Here is a 22722-nt window from a genome sequence, read left to right on the forward strand (position 1 = left end):
GCAATGAGGACGTAATGGCACTCCCCCTTAATAAAACGCATATCCGTTCGCTGTCAGTTTTCGCCGGTATGGATGATGCGAGTTTTGACCAGTTTCTTGGTCAGGCCACACAACGTATTGTGTCCAAAGGTACTGCTGTCTTCAATCAAGGTGACGATGCCCGCCATTTTTTTGTGTTATTGCACGGACGGTTAAAAGTTATGCAAGTTACCGCTGACGGGCAGCAGATTATAGTGCGGGTCGTCAATCCGGGAGAACTTTTCGGTTTTGCAGTGGCGCTTGGACGCAAGGACTACCCGGGTACGCCCCTGGCTGCCGTCGATAGCGCAGTACTTGCCTGGCCGATGGAAATGATGACTGATTTTATGGCGCGTAGTCCCGCACTCGCAGTCAATACGATGCAGATGATCGGGCGCAGGTTGGATGCCGCACACAATCGCATCAGAGAGATTTCAACACAGGAAGTCGAGCCACGTGTGGCACATGCAGTATTGAGGCTCGTTCGTGAAGCAGGGGTAAAAGAAGGCGGCGGCGTGCGTATCGATTTTCCGGTTTCCCGGCAGGATATTGCTGAATTGACCGGGACAACCCTGCATACAGTTTCGCGCATCATAAGCCAGTGGCAGGCTAAAGGCTGGGTGGAAGGTGGCAGGCAGTCGTTACTCGTTCGCGACCTTCGGCATTTGCAATCGATAGCCGACGGCGACAGCTAGAGAACGTCTGCTGAAAGTAGGAATTGCCTCATCTAGTGGTCTGATTCCGACATTTACGTCCCTCGGATATGAGCGCTGAGCAAATGTCGGAAGCAAAAGACCACTGGTAACTTTATGAATTTAGTGGATTTTTCGAATTTGACGTTTGAAACGAGATTCATATCGGATGGGTATCAAACGTCAAATTCAATCCACTAGTTTGCTGCGGCTGAACGTTGACGACTGATCCAAGCCGCACCGATACTACCGTGCAAAAAGCCATTCGAGAGCGGTACGCCCGGATAGACCTTTCGCAACCGTACGACCCCTTCGTCAGGACTGATAAATCGGTTCAGCACCTCGTCGTGGATGCGGGCTACTTCCACCATATCGCAATCCTGCGGTGACAGTCTGAAACGCCTGATGCCCGCTTCATGCAGGTCAGGCAGGTCCTCAATCAGTGACTGACAGGTATGCGAGAGTGTCTGCACGCCGTTAAGAGCCAGGAAGGGTTGGCTATCGAGTGTCTTGACAGGCAGCCCATCCGGTTCTTCGCCGCATACAAACTGGCAATTATCTTTTATGTGGCCCTTGGATCGCGCATGCGCACACCGGGCCGAAATGGCGAGCGGCACCCGTCCGAACGTGAATATCTCGAAAGCAATATCCGGAGCAGCTTTGACAATCTCGCGGATTGAACTGATCGGTAACTCCGGCGGAAGGCAGATCGACTGTGCGCCACGGGCCGCAAGAACCTTGGCGGTCGCAGCATTATAGACATTGACCAGTGGACCGACTATGTGCGGCACACCGGACAACAGCCCCAATGCCGACAGATCGTTTGCCTCCACCGGTAATGTCGCTTCCTTGATCGTTTGACGGACCTGTTTTGCTTCCCGCTCAAGCATGACGAGTGCCAGTGAACCGAGGCTCACTGTCTTTCCTGCGCGTTGCAGACGCTCGATTACAGCGTCTATATACGGTGTTAGGAAATGGAACCGTTTGGAGCAGACGATTTCACCGACCGTGACACGGTCGATTGGGGCTTCATCGGCGATACGGAAATAAAAATCCCGCCATTTCGGACCGTCCCACAGGAAGAGGACAGGACCAAGGCTGAGGCTGGGTGCTGACATATTTATCTCCAGCGTTTATCATAAGCGCCCGAGGTTGTCTGCTGGCCTTCGCTCAGCAGCCGGAGGCGGGACAAAAGAGCAGCGCGGCTTTCGGGGCTTGCGGAGAGTGTCTGACGAAGTGTCGAGACGACTTCGCCAACGTATGCCTTCCCGCGCTGGCGGCCTTCAATCTTGAGTGCCGAGACGCCCGCCGCTCGCAACTCGTCGATGTGATTCATGACATCAAGCGAAACTGGATCTTCAAACGCATAACCTTGATCGTCTGCGATATTAAACCGGCCTTTGCAGAGTGTCGGATAGCCGGTGGGCTCGCCCAAAGGAAAACGGTTGATCGTATAATCACCAAGTTCGGAAACGAGTTGCTCTCCGTCTTGACGGTAACGCACATGACTTGCTGGTGAGCAGACACCGTTCATGTTGGGTGATCTGCCGGTAGCGTAGGAAGACAAGGAGCATCGTCCTTCTGCCATCACGCATAGTCCACCGAATACGAATACTTCCATTTCGCAGCCGATCTTGCGGCCGAGTTTCGCAATATCGGCAATGGTCAGAACGCGTGGCAGTACGACTCGCTTTGCCTTGAACGCATCGACGAGAAACTGGATTGCATCTGCATTGGAGGCGGAGGCTTGTACGGATACATGAAGCCGCTGTGTTGGATGCTTCTCGGCGGTATAGGCCATCAGCCCGAAATCGGCGAGGATGACTGCGTCTGCACCAAGAGAGGATGCATCGTCTACGGCTTGGTACCAAATGTGCTCATCGCCTGCGCGCATGAACGTGTTAATGGCCACAAAAACCTGCGTTTTGCGAGCATGGGCAAACTTGATAGCATCGCGTAATTCGTCGCGGCTGAAGTTGAGGCCTGGAAAGTTGCGCGCATTCGTTTCGTCGCGAAAGCCGCAATAGACGGCATCCGCTCCCGCACCCACGGCTTCACGCAAGGCCGACGGGGTTCCTGCAGGACAAATCAGTTCCATCCGTTGGCTTCCTTGCCAAGAGCTTTGCTGCGTACGTAATTTGCGATGCCGCGAACCATCGGGGCAAATGGTCCTGCGCTTGTGCCGAGGTCGGATGGAAGGTCGATGTTGCAGTCATCCAGCGCATTGCGAAGCGCCAACATGGCTTCCATGTCCCCTGTCACGGTAATATCCCGGGAGAAGAACAGGGCATCTCCATCAAGCTTACCTTCGAGAAGCGCGAGCAGCATAATCAATGGCCCTTCAATGCCTGCGTCAACTTCCGCCGCTTCGTCTTCACGCACGATTGTGATGCGCGGCTTATCCGGCTCGATCACAAAAGCGAATGGTATGTCGGACGGGTGAAAGCGGAACCGCTTCGTCGCGTAGTCACCGAGACGCTCGAAAAGACCCGGATGGGAGCGCATTACCTGAAAGAAAATGCGCGAAACAAAAGGGGCGATCAGAAATGGCGGAACAAGCCGGGCTGGAACAGCCACGGCTGGAGGTATCTTCATCATCACTCAGCTCCGGTGAGCTTTATAAGGTGAATTCAGAAATAGGCGATTCAATACAAGGACAGTTTGATTCAGATCAAAGACGGCGAAAGAATTCGATATTCAAAGCTAGGGGCATGAAAATGGCCCAATCTCTTCCGTCACATTACGACTGCCTGCAAAGCTTTTTGTCGGAGCTTGAACGGCGTAATGATCTCATTCGGATCAAACGTCCGGTATCTCTTGTCCAGGAGATAACAGAGATCCATAAGCGTGTGCTTGAGGCGGATGGTCCGGCATTGATCTTCGAGCAACCGGTCGATGCAGACGGGCGGCTGCATTCAATCCCTCTCGTGGCCAATCTTTTCGGTTCCGAACGACGTATTGCATTGGGACTTGGTCGTGCTGTCGAGGAAATTCCTGACCTTGCCGAGATGCTTGCGGAACTGCGCGCACCAAAGCCGCCCCGTTCGGCAGGCGAAATATGGAACAAGCTGCCTTTGGCGAAGGCTGCGTTGAATATGCGCCCTCGGCAAGTCCGTCGCGCACCGGTGCAGGCGAATATACTGGAAGGCGAAGCCGTCAATCTCGATCTACTACCGATCCAATGGTGCTGGCCGGGAGAACCTGCGCCGCTTGTTACCTGGCCGTTGGTTATCACGCGGGCGCCAGACGATCCATCCGACGTAAATGTCGGAATTTACCGGATGCAGAAGCTTGGCCGGGATAAGTTGATCGTGCGCTGGCTCGCCCATCGCGGCGGTGCGCGTCATCACCGCATGTGGCAAAAGCGAGGCGAGGATATGCCTGTAGCCGTTGCTATCGGGGCTGATCCAGCGACAATCCTTGCAGCCGTTATGCCCTTGCCTGAAGGGATGAGCGAACTTGCCTTTTCGGGCCTGCTTGCTGGACGAAGGCCTTCCGTCGTTGATGCGGACACTGTGCCGCTCTCCGTACCCGCCAACGCTGAAATCATTTTGGAAGGGCGAGTTTCCGCATCAGTGACCGCGCCTGAAGGACCGTATGGCGATCATACCGGTTACTATAATAGCGTCGAGGAATTCCCGGTCATGCAGGTGACGGCGATCACCACGCGGAAAAACCCGGTCTATCTTTCGACCTATACCGGGCGCCCACCGGATGAACCCTCAAAACTTGGCGAAGTGATGAGCGAGCTGTTCGTGCCAATCGTGCGAAAGCAGTTTCCGGAAATTGCCGACTTATGGCTGCCTCCGGCGGCGTGTTCTTATCGTGCAATGGTGGTCTCGATCGACAAGCGCTATCCCGGTCAGGCGCGGCGGGTGATGATGGGGCTTTGGTCGATGCTGCCGCAGTTCAGTTATACGAAGCTCATAATCGCGGTCGATCCCGACATAAATGTTCGCAACTGGGATGATGTCATGTGGGCGCTCGCTACGCGTTTCGATGCGAGCCGCGACGTCATCACGCTTGCCGACACACCTGTGGATTATCTCGATTTCGCATCGCCGCGCTCAGGCTTGGGCGGAAAGCTTGGGCTTGATGCGACCAACAAGATCGGCTCCGAAACTGACCGGGAGTGGGGCGCCGTGCTGAAGATGAGCGAAGATGTGGTCGCCCGTGTAGATGCCATGTGGGGCGAGCTTGGGTTGAACAAGGAAAGCATGTGATGAAACGGGTTGTGGTCGGTATTTCCGGTGCATCGGGCGCCCTCATCCCGCTCAAGCTGCTGGAGCAGCTTTCCACTTTAAACGACGTTGAGACCCATTTGGTCGTGTCGGATGCTGCACAGCAGACCTTACGTCACGAGTTAGGCCCCGACGGTTATGCGCTTCTGCACAGGCTTGCGCACAGAAGCTATTCCGTCGGCGATATTGGTGCTTTGATTGCGAGCGGATCTGTCGCCACCGCCGGTATGATCGTTGCGCCGTGCTCCATGCGGACGCTCGCGGCGATCGCGACGGGGCACAGCGACAGTCTGTTAACCCGCGCCGCCGACGTTCATTTGAAGGAACGGCGCAGGCTGATCCTGATCGCACGAGAAACGCCACTGCATCTGGTCCATCTGCGCAATATGTGCACGGTGACAGAAATGGGCGCGATTGTGATGCCGCCGGTTCCAGCCTTTTACTTCAAACCGCAATCGGTCGATGAAGTGGCTGATCAGATCGCGGCGCGAGCCATCGATCTGATCGGTATTGGCGAAAAGCAATCGAAAAGTTGGGCGGGAATGCCCGGTAATTGATAGCAGCAGTGATGGCATTATGCGAAAGGTTCAGTTGGGCCTTTCGCTGGCTGGGTAAACCATTTCGGCCCGGTTGCCGTCATATGGATATGATCTTCCAGACGAATACCGAATTGGTCTGGAATCACAATCATCGGCTCGTTAGAGAAGCACATGCCTTCAGTCAGCGGGAGTGAATTTCCGCGAACGATGTATGGGGCCTCGTGAATTTCCAGACCAAGGCCATGACCGGCACGATGCGGAAGGCCTGGCAAAGCGTAATCTGGTCCCAGTCCATGCTTCACGAGTGTAGCGCGCGCCGCATCGTCAAGGGTTGAACAGGCCGCACCAAGCTTAGCCGCGTCGAAAACGGCCTGTTGCGCGTCACGTTCGATTGCCCAAATGCGTGAAAACTCTGCGCTTGGCTCTTCCAGCATGTAGGTGCGTGTAAGATCAGAATGGTAGCCATCGATACGGCATCCGGTATCGACAAGGATAACGTCACCGGGCTGATAAAACTGTTCTCCATCTGCACCATGCGGCAACGAGGTCGCTGCGCCGAAAGAGACAATGCAGAAAGTCGAACCGCCAGTAGCGCCGAGGGCACGGTGCTGTTCATCGATAAAGCGTACCACTTCGCTTGCGGCGATGCCGGGCTTTATCAATGCATGTGCGCGGCGATGGACTTCAAGCGTCAGATCCATTGCGTACTGGATGATCGCGATTTCATTGTCCGACTTGCAGATGCGCTGTTCACGGATCAGTTCGCCGCTGTCAAGCAAGCGCTCCGGCGAGATTTCGTGTTTAAGGGCATTATAGACGAACAGCGGCACGGCATCATCTACAGCAAGTGTAGCGCTTGCCGGAATGAGTGATGCTATCAGTTCAGCGCTACTTTCTTCTTCCTGCCATACGCGGATTTCCCCTGGCAGATGCGGCAGGCTCTCGACGCGGCTTTGTTCAAAGCCGGGGACGATATAAATGACTTCCGACGGTGTGACGAGGGCGCCCAGAAAACGTTCGCTGATGTGCCAGACAAGCCCGGTATAATAACGTAAACTTGCTGTTGGCCCGAGCAGAAGCCCGCCAATCCCGCGCTCTCTCAACTTGCCTTGCAACAATGCCAATCGTTCAAGACGTTCTGCCTGTTCGATGCGTGGAGGAGATGACGGTGAGGTCATTCTGCATACCTTTGTGACTGGTTTCTGGCAAAGCCTGCGTCCGAACGCAGCTTGCTTCCGGGCAGATATATCACGGCTTTAGCTATCTGAAAGCCATCTCTCCGCTATTGCGTTCAAAAGTTCAGGACGGTAAGGCTGATCTGCGAAACACGACACAAGGCACCATTCACTGGGACTTTTGTGGGATAACGGCGAGACCGTTGCCTGGACTGCCTGAGTTAGTGCACGATCACAAAGTGATGATAATCAGTCCGTTTTCTTCGTGGCACATTGCGAGCCGGAATTGAACTCATTAAGTGAGGTCACACTGCGGTAACAAAGTTTCGGTAAAAGGCCGTAGTTTCAAAAATGACTTTAGCGTCTGTGAGGTTTCATGCCTGAGTTGTGGCAGTGGGTTTCCGCTTTCGGTTTTTCGATTGTTATCATCGTTGCGGCGCTGGTCTATCTCAACATGTCTAACCGTGAAACGCCTGGTGATATGTTTAATCTCTTCACGAAAGTTGGTGCTGTCGCAGTAGCGTTCGTTGCGGCTTTCGCGAGCCTGGCCGCCGCCGCCATTATTGATTGATCTTGCGGCTCATATTTTCAGCGAAGACACTGCGGCTTCGCTCTTATGCACATAATCGTTCGCATCCTGTTGCCGTTGGAACAACAGGATAAAGAGTAAGTCCGTCAGAACCAGTTGTGCATCGCGTGCCGTGATTGACGACGAGCGAACCCGTTCTTCATCGGCAATTGTATATAGACGAATATCAGCGATCTTGTTGAGCGGGTTTTCGTTGAGGCCTGTAACAGCGATCACGGTCGCTCCCCACTTCTTGGCCTGCTCGGCGATGCGAAGGGTTTCGATGCTCGTTCCCGAATAGGAAAGGGCAAACAGAACGTCGCCCTCATGCAATGTGGAAACATTGGCCATCTGGATATGGCTATCGCTGTCGTGCATCACATTGCGCCCAAGCTTCATCAGCTTGTAGGAAAAATCGCGCGCAACGAGTGACGATGCGCCAACGCCGGCGAGATGAATGCGCCGGGCGCTGATCAGCGCTTGCAATGCGCCGTCGATACCTTGTTCATTGTTGACGGAAATCGTCTGCTGCATGGATTGCAGCTTGCTGCCGATCAGCTTTTGCAGAACCGTAATATAGCTGTCGCTGGTTTCGATGCTGCCGTGGACCATGCCTGCCGGAACCTGCCATTCCTTGGCCCGAGCCTCGCTGACTGCGAGTTTAAGTTCCTGATAGCCGTCAAAACCGAACTTCTGGCTGAATTTGACGACGCTCGATTGACTGCGGCCGGTCGCGACCGCGAGCGCGGAAGAGGAAAGCTTCAATACCTGTTCTGGATGATCGATGATGAACTGGCCGATTTTTCGGTCTGCAACGGTCAGCTCGTTCAGTTTAGCGTTGATCTTCTGTAGGATCGACATGCGCGATTAATCCCCATTCCGGCGCCGGAAGGCTCGATATTCGATTGCCTTGCCTCATAAGACAACCGAAATTGATTTGGAATATAAAATTCCAATCTTTTAAAATTTACGGAATGAGCTAACAATCCACAAGAGAGGACGTGGTGGAGAGACATGGAACGATTGCGAATTGTCGGTGGACGACCATTGCAGGGAGCGGTCAATATCTCCGGTGCGAAAAACGCTGCGCTGCCTCAGATCGCGGCTTCCTTGCTAAGTCCCCACCCCGTTGAATTTACCAACCTTCCAGCGGTGAGTGATGTTGAAAACATGCTCAATGTCGTGCAGACGCATGGGGCACAGGTCTCCCGCGTGCCGCATTCGACGACAATTGCCGCCACTGAACTTGTCGAAGGAGAAACGCCTTATGACACTGTGAGGCGAATGCGTGCGACGGTTCTGGTGCTGGCACCTTTATTGGCGAGACTGGGTAAAGTTCGTGTTTCCTTGCCGGGCGGATGCGCCATTGGCGCGCGGCCTGTCGATATGCACTTGAAAGCGCTCTCCACACTTGGCGCAGATGTTTCCATTGATCGCGGCTGGATCGTCGCTTCGACCGATAACGGCCTGATCGGAAGCCGGATTGTTTTGCCCGCACCGTCCGTTGGCGCGACGGCGACGGCGATGATGGCGGCAACCTCCGCTCGCGGTGAGACGGAAATATTGAACGCAGCTCGTGAACCGGAAATTGCTGACCTTGCAGCATGTCTTGGGGCCATGGGCGCGCAGATTGAAGGGGCGGGTACGCATCGCATTCTGATTCAGGGCGATACATCTTGGCGTCCTGCACGCCATCACAGCATACCGGATCGTATCGAAGCCGGAACTTATGCAGTTGCTGCGGCGATTACCGGCGGCACGCTCGAATTGACGCATGCTCGTCTTGAGCATCTCGCTTCTGTTGTGCAAATGCTTGAAACTATGGGCGTCAGTGTATGGCCGAGCGACCGCGGTCTGGTTATTTCGCGTAATGGCGCCTTGCGTGGCGCTGATTTGACGACCGAACCCTATCCCGGCTTCCCTACCGATTTGCAGGCCCAGTTCATGGCGTTGGCAACTTGTGCCGAAGGAGCATCGCTCATTCGCGAGACAGTGTTCGAAAGCCGGTTCATGCATGTGCCGGAACTGATGCGGCTTGGCGCTGACATCAAACTGCAGGGAACAACTGCCCTGGTACGCGGCGGGCGCCCGCTGCATGGCGCACAAGTCATGGCAACGGATTTGCGGGCGTCTGTGTCGCTTGTTCTCGCAGCACTGGTTGCAGAGGGAGAAACTGTCGTTAATCGCATCTACCATCTGGATCGCGGGTATGAACAGCTTGACCGCAAACTGAAGCTTTGCGGTGCAGATATAGAACGGCTGTCAGAATGATGTCGGACAGGGTTGGGAAAAATCAGTTCTATCTTGGGGTAGATGGCGGCGGTACGGGCTGTCGAGCCCGGTTGGAAGATGAGACCGGCGACGTGCTGGGACAAGGATTGTCTGGCCCGGCGACTACACGGCTCGGGATAGACAAGGCATGGGAATCCATTGCGCGCGCGTTTGACGCAGCGATCAGCGAGGCAGGTCTGGGGGCTGAAGAACTGGCCCGAACGCATGCCGGTATTGGGCTGGCGGGCATAGGCAGGCAAGGTGCGCTCGAAGCACTTCAGGCTATTCAGCATCCCTTTTCGAGCATTCATTTCATAAGCGACGGTAAAAGCGCCTGTCTCGGTGCACATTCGGGTAATGACGGGGCTATCGTTATTGCTGGGACCGGATCAATTGGCCTTGGCTTCGTGAATGGCACCGACATTCGTGTCGGCGGTTATGGCTTTCCAATTTCAGACGAGGGCAGTGGTGCCTTTCTGGGGCTGTCAGCAATTCAGCAGGCGCTTCAGGCCCATGATGACCGAATAGAGCGTACGTCGCTCCTCAACGAGGTCATGGACCGTTTTAATCAGACCCCGATGGAAGCTGTGGCGTGGATGGACCAAGCAACAGCTACGGAATATGCGTCGCTGGCACCCATGGTCATGCGTCATGCAGACCAGGGAGATGCGGCGGCACGTCGGATCGTCCAGACGGCTGCGAGCCACATCGATACGATTGTGCGTGCGCTTTTTGAAAAGGGAGCGCCGCGCGTCACCTTGCTTGGCGGGCTTGCTACCCCACTAGAACCGTGGTTGGCGCCCGATGTCCGCAGACGGTTGAAGCCTGCCGATGGCGATGCTGTTTCCGGTGCGATCATTCTTGCGCGAAACATGGCCTCTGCGAGTTGGGAATAAATTATTCCTTATTTTGATTGACGGTAGGAATTTATAATCCTAAAATTTATTAACCATAAGGCAGTGCGCTTTGAACGTTGCTCGACAAGCAGGTAGAAGCATGACGGAACAGGCGTTGTTATCTGAACTGGATAGGCTGGTTTCAGAAGAGCGAAATCCACGCACGATGGATATCGATCTCTTGTCGAGCCTTGCTATCGTGCGCCGCATCAATGATGAAGATCATCTAGTTCCCACCGCCGTCGAGCAAGTGCTGCCCCAGGTCGCGCGGGCCGTTGATAAGATTGTCGACTCATTTCGGGTCGGCGGTCGACTGGTTTATTTGGGCGCAGGAACAAGCGGGCGTCTTGGCGTTCTCGATGCATCGGAATGTCCGCCAACCTTCAGCGTGCCGGAAGGCATGGTGATCGGGCTGATTGCAGGCGGCGTGGATGCATTGCAACATGCAATCGAAGGGGCAGAAGATGATCCGTTGCTTGGGGAATCTGACCTACGCAACATAGGTCTGTCTTCACACGATGTTGTTGTGGGAATCGCGGTTAGTGGGCGCACGCCTTATGTGATAGGCGGTCTGGCTTACGCAGCCACCATCGGCGCCACGACCGTGGCGCTCTCCTGCAATCCCGATTCGACCATTGCAACCATGGCTGAAATCGCCATATCGCCGGTTGTCGGACCTGAAATACTGACAGGCTCAACACGCCTTAAGTCCGGTACAGCGCAGAAGCTCGTTCTTAATATGCTGACGACGGCGAGCATGATCCGAATCGGGAAAACTTACGAGAACCTCATGGTGGACGTCAGTGCCACCAACAATAAGCTTGTTGCGCGGGCATCGCGAATTGTCATGCAGGCAACCGGATGCGGGGCGGGGGAGGCGAAACGCGTTCTCGCTCTGACGGATAATGACGTCAAGCTTGCAATCCTCATCACGATCACTGGAATGCCAGTGGACGAGGCAAGAAAGGCATTAAAGGATGCTGGGGGATTTCTTAGACAGGCAATAAATGCCAATAAAGCGTGAGCCGAAGCGGGGAAGCAGTCGGACATCAGTGTTGCAGTAATTTGCGAGGGAAGAAAATGGGAGCGAGTTTCAAGAAAAGCCTTATTGCGGGCGCTGCCGCATTGGCGTTGAGCATTGGAAGCTTTGGCGGGTTAGGTGTTTCGTCGGCTTTTGCCGCGACGCTACGAATGGCTTGGTCGCAGGATGCCACCGGTCTCGATCCGCATAAGCAGCCGGCATTTTCATCGATTCGCCTGCTTGAGCTCATCTATGAACCGCTCGTTCGTCTTGATTCCAACCTTCAGATTGCGCCTGCCATTGCAAAAAGCTGGGAATTTTCCGATGGCGGAAAGGTTCTCACATTCAAGCTCGATAAGAATGCGAAATTTCAGAACGGTCAATCGGTGACGCCAGCCGATGTGAAAGCATCCTTCGAGCGCATTCTGGATGAAAAGACAGGCGCAGTGGCGCGTGCCAATTTCGGTTCTATTGCTGCTATTGAAACGCCGGACGCCGAAACGGTCGTCTTCAAACTCTCTCAGCCTGACGTTCCTCTATTGGCAGCCATTGCCAGCATCAATGCGGCAGTCGTTCCGGAAAGCGAGATCAAGGCTGGAAATATTGGGACGAAAGCAGTTGGATCAGGCCCATTCATCCTTGAGCGCTGGGAGCCGAACTCCAAGGAAGTGCTGAAAGCCAATCCCGATTGGGCGGGCGGTAAAGTAGCGATCGATGGGATCGACATCAGCGTCCTGCCGGACGAAACAGCAATTCTCGCGGCGCTTCGCGCCAAGCAGATCGACTTTGCATTTCTAAACGACCCGCTGGTTGCAACGATGGTTCCGCGTGAAAGCTCTCTGGAACTGGTGCGTACTCCAGCTCTTGCCTATCATGTCCTCCAGCTCAATCCTTCGCGCAAGCCAATGACAGAGCTGGCCGTGCGTCAGGCGATTTCCTGTGCCGTTGACCGTCAAGACGTGCTGGATACAGCATTGCTCGGCGAAGCCAAGGTGACAGGCCCGCTGACAATGCCTGCCTACGCAAGCGATCCGAACACGCTTTTCTGCTACAAGCGCGATGTCGAAAAAGCAAAGAAGTTGATGGCGGATGCCGGTTATGCGGATGGTTTTTCGGCGACGGTTATCGCTGCAAACGGAGAACCTGCAACCGCTGCTGCTGAAGCCCAGGTTCTCCAGTCGCAACTTGCCGAAATCGGCATCAAGCTCGATATCCGCATGATGGAACTCAACGTCTATGTCGATACGTGGTTGAAGGGCGACTTCGACATGGCGGTGGCGCTTAACGGTGGTTCGGCTGATCCCTATACAATGTATGGCCGTTACTGGACAAAGGCCGGTAATCTGCAGAAAGTCGCGCAGTATATTGACGATACGCTTGACGATCTGATGCAGAAGGGAAGAGCTGAGACAGACCCTGAAAAGCGCAAGGTTATCTTCTCCGACTTCGAAAAACATATAACGGAAATTTCTCCGTGGATATGGCTCTATACGGCCAACAACTATGTTGCCCACCAGAAGAACGTTCTCGGTTTTGAGCCTCGCGCTACCGGTTCGCTATTCGGCGTAACCAAGTTGCAGATCGGGCAGTGATGTCATGAAATCCGCCACGTCTTCAATATGGAGGCGTGGCTTTCCAGTGCCTGCCTCGATAGCAGGCCGTGAGTAATCTGACATGAATTATCTGACACGTCGGCTGCTGACATTTCCTCTGGTTATGCTGGGGGTGTCGATCCTTGTCTTCGTTGCGATCCGTATGGTTCCAGGCGATTCCATCACGGCTATGCTTGGAACTGAAGCAGGACTGCTGACGCCGGAACAGCGGCAGTCTCTGGCGCAATACTTTGGTATCGACCAAAGCTGGACCACTCAATACTGGCGCTGGCTCGGTGACGTGCTGCAAGGTAATCTGGGTGTCTCGGTCACGTTCGGAAAGCCGGTTTTGACGGTTATTCTGGAACGCTTCCCGCTGACACTGCAACTGGCATTGATGTCGATGATTATTGCGTTGCTCATTGGCCTTCCGGCTGGTGTTTATGCGGCAACGCGCAACGAGAAAATGTCCGATCTTGCCGTCCGTATTTTCGCAATGATCGGCCAATCGACCCCCAGCTTTGTTCTGGGCCTCCTCTTTATCTACATTCTGTCGGCCGGGTTTGGTGTGTTACCGACCATGGGCGAATTCACGCCTATATGGGTCAACCCGCGGCAGAATTTTTTGCAGATGATTTTGCCTGCCATAACACTCGGCTTTGCATTTGCTGCATCGGTCACACGCATATCGCGTTCGGCCATGCTGGATGTTCTCAGCGATGATTACGTTCGCACCGCTCGCAGCAAGGGAGCTTCGGCGCGCTCTGTCGTCTGGCGGCACGCATTGCCGAACGCACTTATCCCTGTGGTAACGCTGAGCGGCGTGGAATTCGGTTACCTTCTGGGCGGAGCTGTGCTGGTCGAGCAGATTTATGCTCTGCCGGGACTTGGACGCATGGTGCTCGACGCCATTTTGCAGCGGGATTATGCGTTGGTGCAGGGCAGTATTCTCTTCATCGCCTTCAACTTCATGATCGTCAATCTGCTTGTTGACCTCCTTTACGTAGCGCTCGATCCGCGTATTCGCCTGGGGGAAAACTGATGCAGATATTGCGTTCCGTTTTTGCTCATCCGAGCGGTCGTATCGGCGGGCTCATAGTATTGATCTATCTGATCGTCGCGTGTCTGGGGTATTTCGGTTTAACGCCGCATGACCCGCTGATGCAATACCGGATAGATAGGCTGCGTCCTCCAAGTGCTGCCCATTGGATGGGAACGGACCTCTTCGGACGGGACGTGATGAGCCGCCTGATGGCAGGCATAGCGCAATCATTTGTGGTGGGCTTTTCTGCTGTTGGAATTGCCGCCTTTAGTGGCACCATTATGGGATTGACCGCGGCATGGTTCGGGCGCTGGTGGGACGGCACGGTCATGCGCGTCATGGACGTGCTTTTGGCGTTTCCGGCTATCTTGCTTGCGCTTCTCATCATCGCCGTTGTTGGACCGGGCACTGGAACAAGTATCGCTGCCATCGCCATTGTTTACACCCCGATTTTTACGCGGGTTGTACGTGGCCCGGCCTTGTCGATTAAAACACGCGAATTCGTCGATGCGGCACGTACGTTCCACAGCAGCAACCATTATATCCTTTCGCGCCATCTGCTGCTTAATCTGGTCGCGCCTCTGACCGTGCAAATTACTTTGGCGCTGGCCTGGTCGCTGCTGACAGAGGCGGGCTTGAGCTTCCTCGGCCTCGGCACACAGCCACCTGCTTCGTCGCTTGGCCTCATGCTGGCAGATGCGCGCAATCTTATGGAAACCGCGCCATGGCTGCTGGCCTTTCCGGGGCTGGCAATCATGATCGGTATTCTTGGCTTTAATCTTCTGGGTGATGCCCTGCGCGACATTCTCGATCCCAGGATGCGGAGGGTAGCGGCATGAACAAGCTTCTGTCTGTCTCAAACCTTCGCGTTGGTTTCGGGCGGAATCCTGAAGCCAATGAGATCGTGCGCGGTGTGAGTTTCGATCTCGCCGCCGGGGAAACTCTGGCTATTGTCGGAGAAAGCGGTTCCGGTAAATCTGTAACGGCCTTGTCGATCAATCGCCTTGTGGATTTTGGCGGCGGGTGCATTATCGATGGAACGATCAAACTGAACCGCGCGAACGGCACTACCATTGATCTTGCAACTGCAAACGAAGCTGAGCTGACGAAAATCCGCGGTGCGGAAATCGGCATGATCTTTCAGGAGCCCATGACGTCGCTCAATCCAGTGCTCACAATCGGAACACAGATTGAGGAGTCGTTTCGTCTGCACCGTGGGCTTACCGGAAAGCAGGCAGCTTCCGCTGCCAAGGACGCACTTGATCGCGTACGCATTCCAGATGCTGCACGGCGTCTTAGATACTGCCCGAACCAGCTTTCGGGCGGTATGTTGCAGCGAGTGATGATTGCAACGGCGCTTGCCTGTAATCCGCGTCTCATGATCGCCGACGAGCCGAGCACGGCGCTCGATGTTACGGTACAGGCACAGATCATGGCGCTGCTGGCAGAGCTGAAGCGCGAAACTGGCATGGCGATGATCTTCATTACCCATGACATTGGCCTGGTCGCAGGGATGGCCGACAAGGTCATGGTGATGCAGCATGGTGAGGCGGTGGAGCAAGGTGAACTGAGTGCCGTCCTTGACCAGCCTCAGCATTCTTACACGCAACATCTTCTGAAAGCTGTGCCGCATTTTGAAAGCGGCAATGCGGTACGAACGGATAGCGTGCGAGCAGCCAAGCCCGGAACAAAGCCAATTCTGGCTGTTGAAGGGCTCACAGTCCGGTTTCCGGTTAGGGGAGGCATTCTGGGCCGCAGACTTGGTGCAGTTCATGCCGTGGAGAGTGTCGATTTCGATCTCGTTCCGGGCGAAACACTGGCGGTCGTAGGGGAGAGTGGTTCGGGTAAGTCGACGACTGCGCGGGCGATCCTCGGACTTGTCAAAGCTTCGGGCGGCAAGCTTGAAGTCGGCGTGGCAGATACAACTGATGCTCGAAACTCCTCCTCGGTGCAGATGGTTTTCCAGAATCCCTATGCATCGCTCAACCCGCGCCTGCGAATAGACAGCATCCTTGCCGAACCGGTTATCGCCGCTGGTGGGTGCGATGGGCCGGAAGCGCGGCACGAGATGCTGCAGTTGCTTGACCGTGTGGGCCTGCCCGCAAACAGTCTGGAGCGCTACCCTCACGAGTTTTCTGGCGGACAGCGCCAGCGACTTTGCATTGCCCGCGCGCTGATGTTGAACCCTTCGATTGTCGTTTTGGACGAAGCCGTTTCCGCACTGGATGTTTCCGTGCAGGCGAAAGTTCTGGAACTGCTGATTGATCTCCAGAAGGAACGCGGCCTCGCCTATCTGTTCGTGTCGCATGATATGGCGGTGGTGGAGCGTATCGCGCATCGCATCGCCGTCGTTTATGCTGGGCAGATCGTGGAAATAGGCGATGCCGCATCAATCCTGTCTGCGCCGAGACATTCTTATACGAAGCGGCTGATATCTGCTGTTCCAAGTATTGATCGGCGCAACGAGCATTTCACCCTCGACACGGGGCAGGTGCCGTCACTCGTACGCCCGTTGGGATATGAGCCCGCACCGGCAAACTGGCAGACATATGGTCATGATCACGTGGCCAGGACCGAGGTATAATCATGATGGCAGAACCAAATGTCCGCCACCCCGTGGATACCGCCTTTACGGCGCGTTTTGAAAGAGCTTTCAGCCTGTTAACAGGCGCGTGCGACTCAGGTCGAATTCCGGGAGGTGTGCTCGGAATGGTCGATCTCTCCGGCAACCGGGCTGTCCGGGCGACGGGCTATGCGCAGACTGTACCGGCCCGGCGCGCGATGACAACCGATACGTGGTTCGATCTCGCCTCGCTGACCAAAGTGATTTTCACGACACCTCGCATCCTTACGCTGGCTGAGGAAGGTGTCATTGACCTCGATGCACCATTGATCACGTTGCTTCCGGATCTTCGGCAATATGATAATGATGCTTGGGAGCGCAAAGTCACCTTTCGTGAATGTCTCGGCCACCAGACGCCATTTCCGTCGGTCGAACCGATCTACACATATGGACGGGATCCGGAATTGTTGCGCGCATTTGTATTGCAACGCGAATGGAGAGAATCCGCGCCGGTTTATTCAGACATCAATTTCATCCTGCTCGGTTTTGCGATGGAACGGCTTTACGGCAAGACCATTCGCGAGATGGACCCCGGCGAGGGCTTCGCCTTTTCCGCGGAGCCGGAGATCAGTGCCGCCACCGAAGATTGCACCTGGCGCAATCGCGTACTTTGCGGTGAGGTCCACGACGACAATTGTTCAGCGTTGCAGGGTGCTGCGCATGCGGGGCTGTTCGGCACGGCTGCATCCATACTCGATTTCGCAGTTGGTTTGCTCGACGGCACTGGCGCATCGCAACACGTTATAACGCAGATGCGCCAACCAATATCCGCGACCCGGACGCATGGCTGGGAACGGCCTTATGACAGCTGGTCGGGCGGCAATTTCAATTCGAAGGATACGATCGGCCATACCGGTTTCACGGGTACCGGTTTGTGGATCGATTTTGAAGCGGGCAGGGCGTGGACCTTGCTCACCAATCGCATTCATCCGACACGCCATTTCGACAGTGGTATTCTTTCGCTACGTCAGGGTGTCGGCGACGCAATTTCATTGGAATAGGAGACGTCTATGCAGCCAATATGGGCCGTTGGCCTGATGACCGGCACTGTTCTTGATGGGAACATCGATGTTGCCCTTTTGAAGACTGATGGCGAGACCATCACGGAATTCGGCGCTTATGCGCTGAAGCCTTATCCGCGCTGGATTCGTGATCTTCTGGAACGAGCGCAGGCGGAGGCTCGCGGCTGGAATTTTGAAGGCGCGGAACCTTCCGTGTTTAGCGAGGCTGAGGAAGCGCTGACGCGTGCACAGTCTGCGGCTGTGCGCGAACTGGTCGAGGAAAGCGGGCTGTCGATGGAGAATATCGGCGTTGTCGGTTTTCATGGACAGACGGTTTTGCATCGCGCGCCGCAGGCAGGCAAGCTTGGTGACACAAGGCAACTTGGTGACGGAAGGCTTATGAGCGAATTGCTCGGAACCAAGGTTGCTTATGATTTCCGGACAGCAGATATTCGCGCTGGCGGGCAGGGTGCTCCGCTTGCGGCCGTCTATCACGCTGCTTTGCTGCGCAGTGCCGATTCGAGTGGCAATACTGCGATTCTCAATCTTGGCGGCGTCGGCAATATCACATGGTGGGATGGCGATGATGCGCTTGTGGCATTCGATACGGGGCCAGCCAATGCACCCATCAACGATTTCATGAAGGCACATGGGTTGGGTGAGATGGATCGCGACGGAGCACTGGCGGCAAAGGGCAGGGTAGATGAAGCCCGGCTCGCGGAACTGCTCAAACACCCTTATCTGACTGCGCCATATCCGAAGTCATTGGATCGCTTCGATTTCACGGATGCAATGGCCGACGGTCTGAATGAGGCAGACGGCGCGGCAACATTGACCGCGTTCACCACTTCTGCTGTTGGGAAAGCCTTGGATATTTTGCCGCGTCGGCCAACGCGGCTGGCCGTCAGCGGTGGTGGTCGTCGCAATCCGACCATGATGCGCATGCTGGTCGAGCGCGCGAAAGTGGAACTCGTTCCCGTTGAAACACTTGGCTGGCGGGGCGATGCCGTGGAAGCTGAATGCTTTGCATTCCTCGCCGTACGGGTTCTGCGCGGACTACCCATAAGTTTTCCGAGCACGACCGGCGTTCCGGAAGCCATGACTGGTGGCAAACTAGCCGGTTGAAGACCTGATAATCATCCAACTTATCCAAAGGGCAGCGTCAACAACGTTGCCCTTTTTGCTTTAAAGGGCACGAATTGGGCCGGGTCACCACGTACTTAGCTGATATGGTGGATTAAAAGCGTTACTATCCGACAAAAGCGATCTAACATTAGGGCAATTCACTAACTGCGGTCGTTTGAAGTTACGTTGCGTCAAGATTGTCGTTGATATTTCATTTCTATTGCATATGAACACGAAAAAATACAAAACTCATGCAATCTTCACGTTGATTTAGGCAATTCTCTTTATTGGTCTAATTTATCATGGAGAAATGCAATGAAACTCGTTCGACTCTTTTTCTGTCTGATCGTGCCCTTTGTCTGGCTATCCGGGGCAGTGGCCGAACCTTTGGCCAAGCCAACGGGTAAACCCATTCTGGTCATATCCGGTAATATCTCGAATACAAATGTTGGCGATACGGCGCAATTCGACCGGGACATGCTGGAAGCCATCGGTTTGGTGACGGTGGAAACGGCCAATCCATGGTATGATGGCCGCGTGCGTTTCGAAGGCGTATCGCTGGACAAGCTTATGACGCTCGTCGGCGCCAAGGGAACGAAGGTGACTGCGGTAGCGTTGAATGATTACGTCAGCACGGTGCCGATGGAAGATTTCAAGAAGTTCAACGTTATTCTTGCCATGAAGCGAGATGGCAATTACATGCCGGTTCGCGACAAAGGACCATTGTTTATAATCTATCCGTATGACAGCGACCCACAGCTCCAAAGCCAGACCTATTACACACGTTCCGCGTGGCAGGTTGCCAAGCTGATAGTTGAATAGAGGCAAAGTGTGAGACGAATTCTAGGCGTTATAATCTGTTGTTTCGTGGTGGCAACGGCCTACATCGCCTATGTCATTGCTGAACGACAGACAGCGCTTCAGAAATTCTCCCGTTATAACGACTCTTGGGCTGTCGGTCAGACAGTGTCGGAATATATGCGGCTTGAGCATGTTCTGGCCGGATATGCCTTGAATATGAATGAGGATCGGCATGACGAAGTGCGACTTCGTCTCGATATCATGCTGGGGCGACTGGAACTGCTGCAGCAAGGTAATCTACGATCTTTCATCCAGAATGACCCGCAGCGACGCGATCTGTTTTTGAAGCTGAGCGATGTCCTGAAGGCACTCGATATTCAGCTTGATAAGCTGGACGCTGACAGTATCAAAACCGTTCTGCAATCAATGAGCGAGCTTGACGGGCCGATGACTGCGCTTGCATCGTCGGCTGTTGAGTATGACGTTGGGCTTATTGATGCTGCTCAGGCAGAAGTTCGTCAGCTGCATCTCATTTACACGGGATTGGCGGCCGGTCTCATCCTCTGCGGCGTGGTGCTGGTCATTCTCCTGCTCCGCCACAATAAGCTTCTCGACCGGGCGCATGGCAGCATGCAGCGCTTGACAAGTGATCTTCGGCAAGCAACGGGTGAATTGCAGTCGCAGAATTTTCGGCTTGAGCATGACGCACATCACGATGCCTTGACCGGTTTGCCCAATCGTGTTCTGTTCCGGCAGGATCTGGAGAAGAGGCTTGAAGCTGCACAGTCAGGAAGCCTGTCGGCGATCATTCTTCTTTTGGACCTCGATGGGTTCAAAGACGTCAATGACACACTCGGACATGATGTCGGCGACGCGCTTTTGCAGGCAGTCGCACGGCGCCTCACCAAACTTGGTGAGCGTGGCGATATGGTGTGTCGCTTAGGTGGCGACGAATTTGCTCTGCTTTCCACAGGACTGCAGGAAGAGGAAGCTTTAGAGCTTGCAGATCGTTTGATGGAAGCTATCAGCCAGCCTTATCATGTCGGCGAGCTGGAAATAAAAATTGGAACCTGTGTCGGCGTCGCGATCTCCGAGGGAGAACCGGATACGGAAGAGCTTTTCAAGCACGCAGATCTAGCACTATATGAAGCAAAGGCGCTCGGGCCTGGACATGCGAGCGTGTTCAAGTCTCAGATGCAGACGCGTTTGCGGGAGAAAAAGTCATTCGAAGCCGATCTTCAGAAGGCACTGGAGAACGGTGAGATGGAAGTTTACTACCAGCCGCAAGCCTGCACCATCACGCGCGAAATATGTGGCTATGAGGCATTGCTCCGCTGGACCCATCCTATCCGTGGGTCCGTTTCACCGGTTGAATTTATTCCGGTTGCCGAAAAGATCGGTTTTATTCATGCTCTTGGAGACTGGGTACTCAAGACTGCCTGTCTGGAAGCTGCCCATTGGAACAAGCCGCTCAAGATTGCGGTCAATCTCTCTCCTGTTCAGTTCCGTAGCCTTAACCTCATTCAGAGTGTGGTGGATGCACTTGAACAAAGCGGGCTTAATGCAGAGCGCCTCGAGCTCGAGATCACAGAATCAGTTCTGCTGGACAAGAATGAGCAGACCTTGAGTACGCTCCGGCAGTTGAAAGCATTAGGTATCCAGATCGCTATGGACGATTTCGGAACGGGCTATTCCTCGCTCGGCAGCCTCAGCGGATTTCCGTTTGACAAGATCAAGATCGACCGGTCTTTCGTGCGCGATGTGACGACGCGACCGGATGCTTTGGCGATTGTCGAACTCGTAACTGGGGTAGGGCGCAGCCTCAGAATGGTGACAATTGCAGAAGGCATTGAAACCGAGGAGCAGTTTGAGTGTCTGAAACGACTAGGGTGCGATCAGGTTCAAGGCTATCTCATAGGTAAGCCAATGCCTGCATCAAAGCTCAAACATCTGCATGCCCGCAGCGGACAGAACGCGAAGACGGTCGGTTTGGCTTCAGATCGTTGACGATATAGTGGCGTGACAACTGGCTTCAGAGACGCAAATCAGTTTATGTTCATACGCTAATCACATCGCAAAGTTACGTGTGATGCATTCAATAAGTTGGAGCGCATTTGAGTGTTCGTTCGGGCGTAATGCTCCGACATTGGGGAACTGGGGCGTAGGAATTGCTGAAAGTACATGAGATTAACGTGCCGATCGCATCTGATGAAGTTTCGCCGGTTATCTGGCAGGCTTTGACGAGCGGCAGCTATGAGGCCAAAGAAGCGCGTTCGATTTTCAAGGCAGTGAAGCCGGGGGACCGCGTGCTTGAACTCGGCTCAGGCATAGGAATTATCACATCTATTATTGCCAAGATTGCCGACGTGTCTGTCTGGGCTTTCGAGGCAAACCCCTCTACAGCGGCACTCGCCCGCCGAGTTATCGATGCTAACGGCCTGGATAATGTTGTCCTTTCGCAGGGGATTCTCACAGCCGGGGAACCTTGCTCGTTCCGCTTTTATGTGCGGCGCGATCTCTGGATGTCATCCATGGATGAGAATCAAGGACCGTACGAATACGCGATAGAGCTATCCTCCACGAATATTGACGAATTTATCGTTCAGCACGACATTAATGTTCTGGTCATGGATATTGAAGGTGCTGAACGCGACCTGTTGCAAAATGCCGATTTGACGGGTGTGCAGCGCATTTTCCTCGAACTGCATGATCATCTTTATGGCTTAGCGGGCATTCGAGACATGACGCATGCACTTGCGGTTAAGGGCTATGCCTATGATCCGCGTGGGTCCCAGGGGCCATGTGTGTTGTTTGCCAAGGACGACGGTGTTCGCGAATACGAACCCGAATAGAGTATTGCGCTCTTAATATAGGTGTTTTTGAAAAGAGTCGCTCAGAGCGGCTCTTTTCGGTTTTTGGCGTGTTGAAAGATTTTTTGGAAAAGTTTGGATTGGTCGTTGACAGATTTGTTTAGTGGGGTCTATATGGCGCCACAACGAGGGCGGCGACGCTGCTAGCGGCAGACTGGTTCGTCCCTTGAGTTGGTTGAAAGAGTTTGACAGCGATGTTTGGCTTGAGTAGATCGGCGGCATTGGCGGGATGAGAGTTCTGTTGATG

21 protein-coding genes are annotated in these 22722 nt (G+C 54.4%); 16 read left to right on the plus strand and 5 right to left on the minus strand.

The window, feature by feature from the left end; all coding sequences use genetic code 11:
- Positions 1–14: 14 nt before the first annotated feature.
- Complete coding sequence (locus F9K94_RS09745) at positions 15–713, plus strand: Crp/Fnr family transcriptional regulator (protein ID WP_151645263.1); 699 nt, start codon at positions 15–17, stop codon at positions 711–713.
- Between the two features lie 194 nt (positions 714–907).
- Here the strand turns inward: F9K94_RS09745 and F9K94_RS09750 are convergent, their stop codons facing one another.
- From F9K94_RS09750 to ubiT, 3 genes are read right to left on the minus strand one after another with little or no spacing between them, the layout of a single operon-like run.
- The gene (locus F9K94_RS09750; RefSeq protein WP_151645265.1) at positions 908–1828 is read right to left on the minus strand and encodes a U32 family peptidase; all 921 of its coding nucleotides are present in this window, start codon (positions 1826–1828) and stop codon (positions 908–910) included.
- A gap of 2 nt (positions 1829–1830) precedes the next feature.
- Positions 1831–2808 carry a ubiquinone anaerobic biosynthesis protein UbiU gene (ubiU, locus tag F9K94_RS09755; RefSeq protein ID WP_151645267.1) on the minus strand — a complete coding sequence of 326 codons (978 nt, stop codon included), beginning with the start codon at positions 2806–2808 and terminating at the stop codon, positions 1831–1833.
- Entirely contained in the window at positions 2799–3308 is a 510-nt protein-coding gene (ubiT, locus tag F9K94_RS09760) for a ubiquinone anaerobic biosynthesis accessory factor UbiT (RefSeq protein WP_061346527.1), read from the minus strand. The genes ubiU and ubiT overlap by 10 nt, the downstream gene beginning before the upstream one ends.
- A 113-nt stretch (positions 3309–3421) precedes the next feature.
- On the opposite strand from ubiT, the gene F9K94_RS09765 reads away from it, so the two are divergent.
- Together F9K94_RS09765 and F9K94_RS09770 are read left to right on the plus strand one after the other, a co-directional pair.
- Positions 3422–4933 (plus strand): UbiD family decarboxylase, encoded by a 1512-nt coding sequence (locus F9K94_RS09765; protein ID WP_151645269.1) that lies wholly within the window; start codon positions 3422–3424, stop codon positions 4931–4933.
- A complete protein-coding gene (locus tag F9K94_RS09770; RefSeq protein WP_151645366.1) occupies positions 4933–5508 on the plus strand; it encodes a UbiX family flavin prenyltransferase in 576 nt (191 codons plus the stop codon). Before F9K94_RS09765 ends, F9K94_RS09770 begins: the two co-directional genes overlap by 1 nt.
- Before the next feature lie 17 nt (positions 5509–5525).
- Here F9K94_RS09770 and F9K94_RS09775 read toward each other — a convergent pair whose 3' ends face one another.
- Positions 5526–6668, minus strand: a complete 1143-nt coding sequence (locus F9K94_RS09775) for a M24 family metallopeptidase (protein WP_151645271.1) — start codon at positions 6666–6668, stop codon at positions 5526–5528.
- A gap of 373 nt (positions 6669–7041) precedes the next feature.
- On the opposite strand from F9K94_RS09775, the gene F9K94_RS09780 reads away from it, so the two are divergent.
- The gene (locus F9K94_RS09780; RefSeq protein WP_061346523.1) at positions 7042–7236 is read left to right on the plus strand and encodes a hypothetical protein; all 195 of its coding nucleotides are present in this window, start codon (positions 7042–7044) and stop codon (positions 7234–7236) included.
- Between the two features lie 9 nt (positions 7237–7245).
- Here F9K94_RS09780 and F9K94_RS09785 read toward each other — a convergent pair whose 3' ends face one another.
- Complete coding sequence (locus F9K94_RS09785; protein WP_151645273.1) at positions 7246–8094, minus strand: MurR/RpiR family transcriptional regulator; 849 nt, start codon at positions 8092–8094, stop codon at positions 7246–7248.
- Between the two features lie 153 nt (positions 8095–8247).
- Here F9K94_RS09785 and murA point away from each other — a divergent pair, with 153 nt between their 5' ends.
- The 12 genes from murA (at position 8248) to F9K94_RS09845 (ending at position 22457) form a co-directional block, all read left to right on the plus strand.
- The gene (murA, locus tag F9K94_RS09790) at positions 8248–9504 is read left to right on the plus strand and encodes a UDP-N-acetylglucosamine 1-carboxyvinyltransferase (protein WP_151645275.1); all 1257 of its coding nucleotides are present in this window, start codon (positions 8248–8250) and stop codon (positions 9502–9504) included.
- Positions 9501–10400, plus strand: coding sequence for an N-acetylglucosamine kinase (locus tag F9K94_RS09795; protein ID WP_151645277.1), 900 nt, complete (start codon positions 9501–9503; stop codon positions 10398–10400). The genes murA and F9K94_RS09795 overlap by 4 nt, the downstream gene beginning before the upstream one ends.
- A 100-nt stretch (positions 10401–10500) precedes the next feature.
- Positions 10501–11424: an N-acetylmuramic acid 6-phosphate etherase gene (gene murQ / locus F9K94_RS09800; RefSeq protein WP_061346520.1), complete on the plus strand. Its 924-nt coding sequence runs from the start codon at positions 10501–10503 to the stop codon at positions 11422–11424.
- Positions 11425–11480: 56 nt separating this feature from the next.
- Positions 11481–13013, plus strand: coding sequence for an ABC transporter substrate-binding protein (locus F9K94_RS09805; RefSeq protein ID WP_151645279.1), 1533 nt, complete (start codon positions 11481–11483; stop codon positions 13011–13013).
- 82 nt (positions 13014–13095) lie between these two features.
- On the plus strand, positions 13096–14055 hold the full coding sequence (locus F9K94_RS09810) for an ABC transporter permease (RefSeq protein ID WP_151645281.1): 960 nt from the start codon (positions 13096–13098) through the stop codon (positions 14053–14055).
- Entirely contained in the window at positions 14055–14894 is an 840-nt protein-coding gene (locus F9K94_RS09815) for an ABC transporter permease (RefSeq protein WP_151645283.1), read from the plus strand. The genes F9K94_RS09810 and F9K94_RS09815 overlap by 1 nt, the downstream gene beginning before the upstream one ends.
- Positions 14891–16639, plus strand: a complete 1749-nt coding sequence (locus F9K94_RS09820) for an ABC transporter ATP-binding protein (protein ID WP_151645284.1) — start codon at positions 14891–14893, stop codon at positions 16637–16639. Before F9K94_RS09815 ends, F9K94_RS09820 begins: the two co-directional genes overlap by 4 nt.
- Positions 16640–16644: 5 nt before the next feature.
- Positions 16645–17679, plus strand: a complete 1035-nt coding sequence (locus F9K94_RS09825; protein WP_151645368.1) for a serine hydrolase domain-containing protein — start codon at positions 16645–16647, stop codon at positions 17677–17679.
- Positions 17680–17688: 9 nt separating this feature from the next.
- On the plus strand, positions 17689–18804 hold the full coding sequence (locus F9K94_RS09830; RefSeq protein WP_151645286.1) for an anhydro-N-acetylmuramic acid kinase: 1116 nt from the start codon (positions 17689–17691) through the stop codon (positions 18802–18804).
- A gap of 315 nt (positions 18805–19119) precedes the next feature.
- Positions 19120–19626: an oxidoreductase gene (locus tag F9K94_RS09835; RefSeq protein WP_151645288.1), complete on the plus strand. Its 507-nt coding sequence runs from the start codon at positions 19120–19122 to the stop codon at positions 19624–19626.
- Between the two features lie 9 nt (positions 19627–19635).
- Positions 19636–21612 carry a putative bifunctional diguanylate cyclase/phosphodiesterase gene (locus tag F9K94_RS09840; protein ID WP_151645290.1) on the plus strand — a complete coding sequence of 659 codons (1977 nt, stop codon included), beginning with the start codon at positions 19636–19638 and terminating at the stop codon, positions 21610–21612.
- A gap of 161 nt (positions 21613–21773) precedes the next feature.
- Entirely contained in the window at positions 21774–22457 is a 684-nt protein-coding gene (locus tag F9K94_RS09845) for an FkbM family methyltransferase (protein WP_151645292.1), read from the plus strand.
- Positions 22458–22722 lie beyond the last annotated feature (265 nt).

Source organism: Brucella tritici, assembly GCF_008932285.1.
Classification (GTDB): domain Bacteria; phylum Pseudomonadota; class Alphaproteobacteria; order Rhizobiales; family Rhizobiaceae; genus Brucella; species Brucella tritici.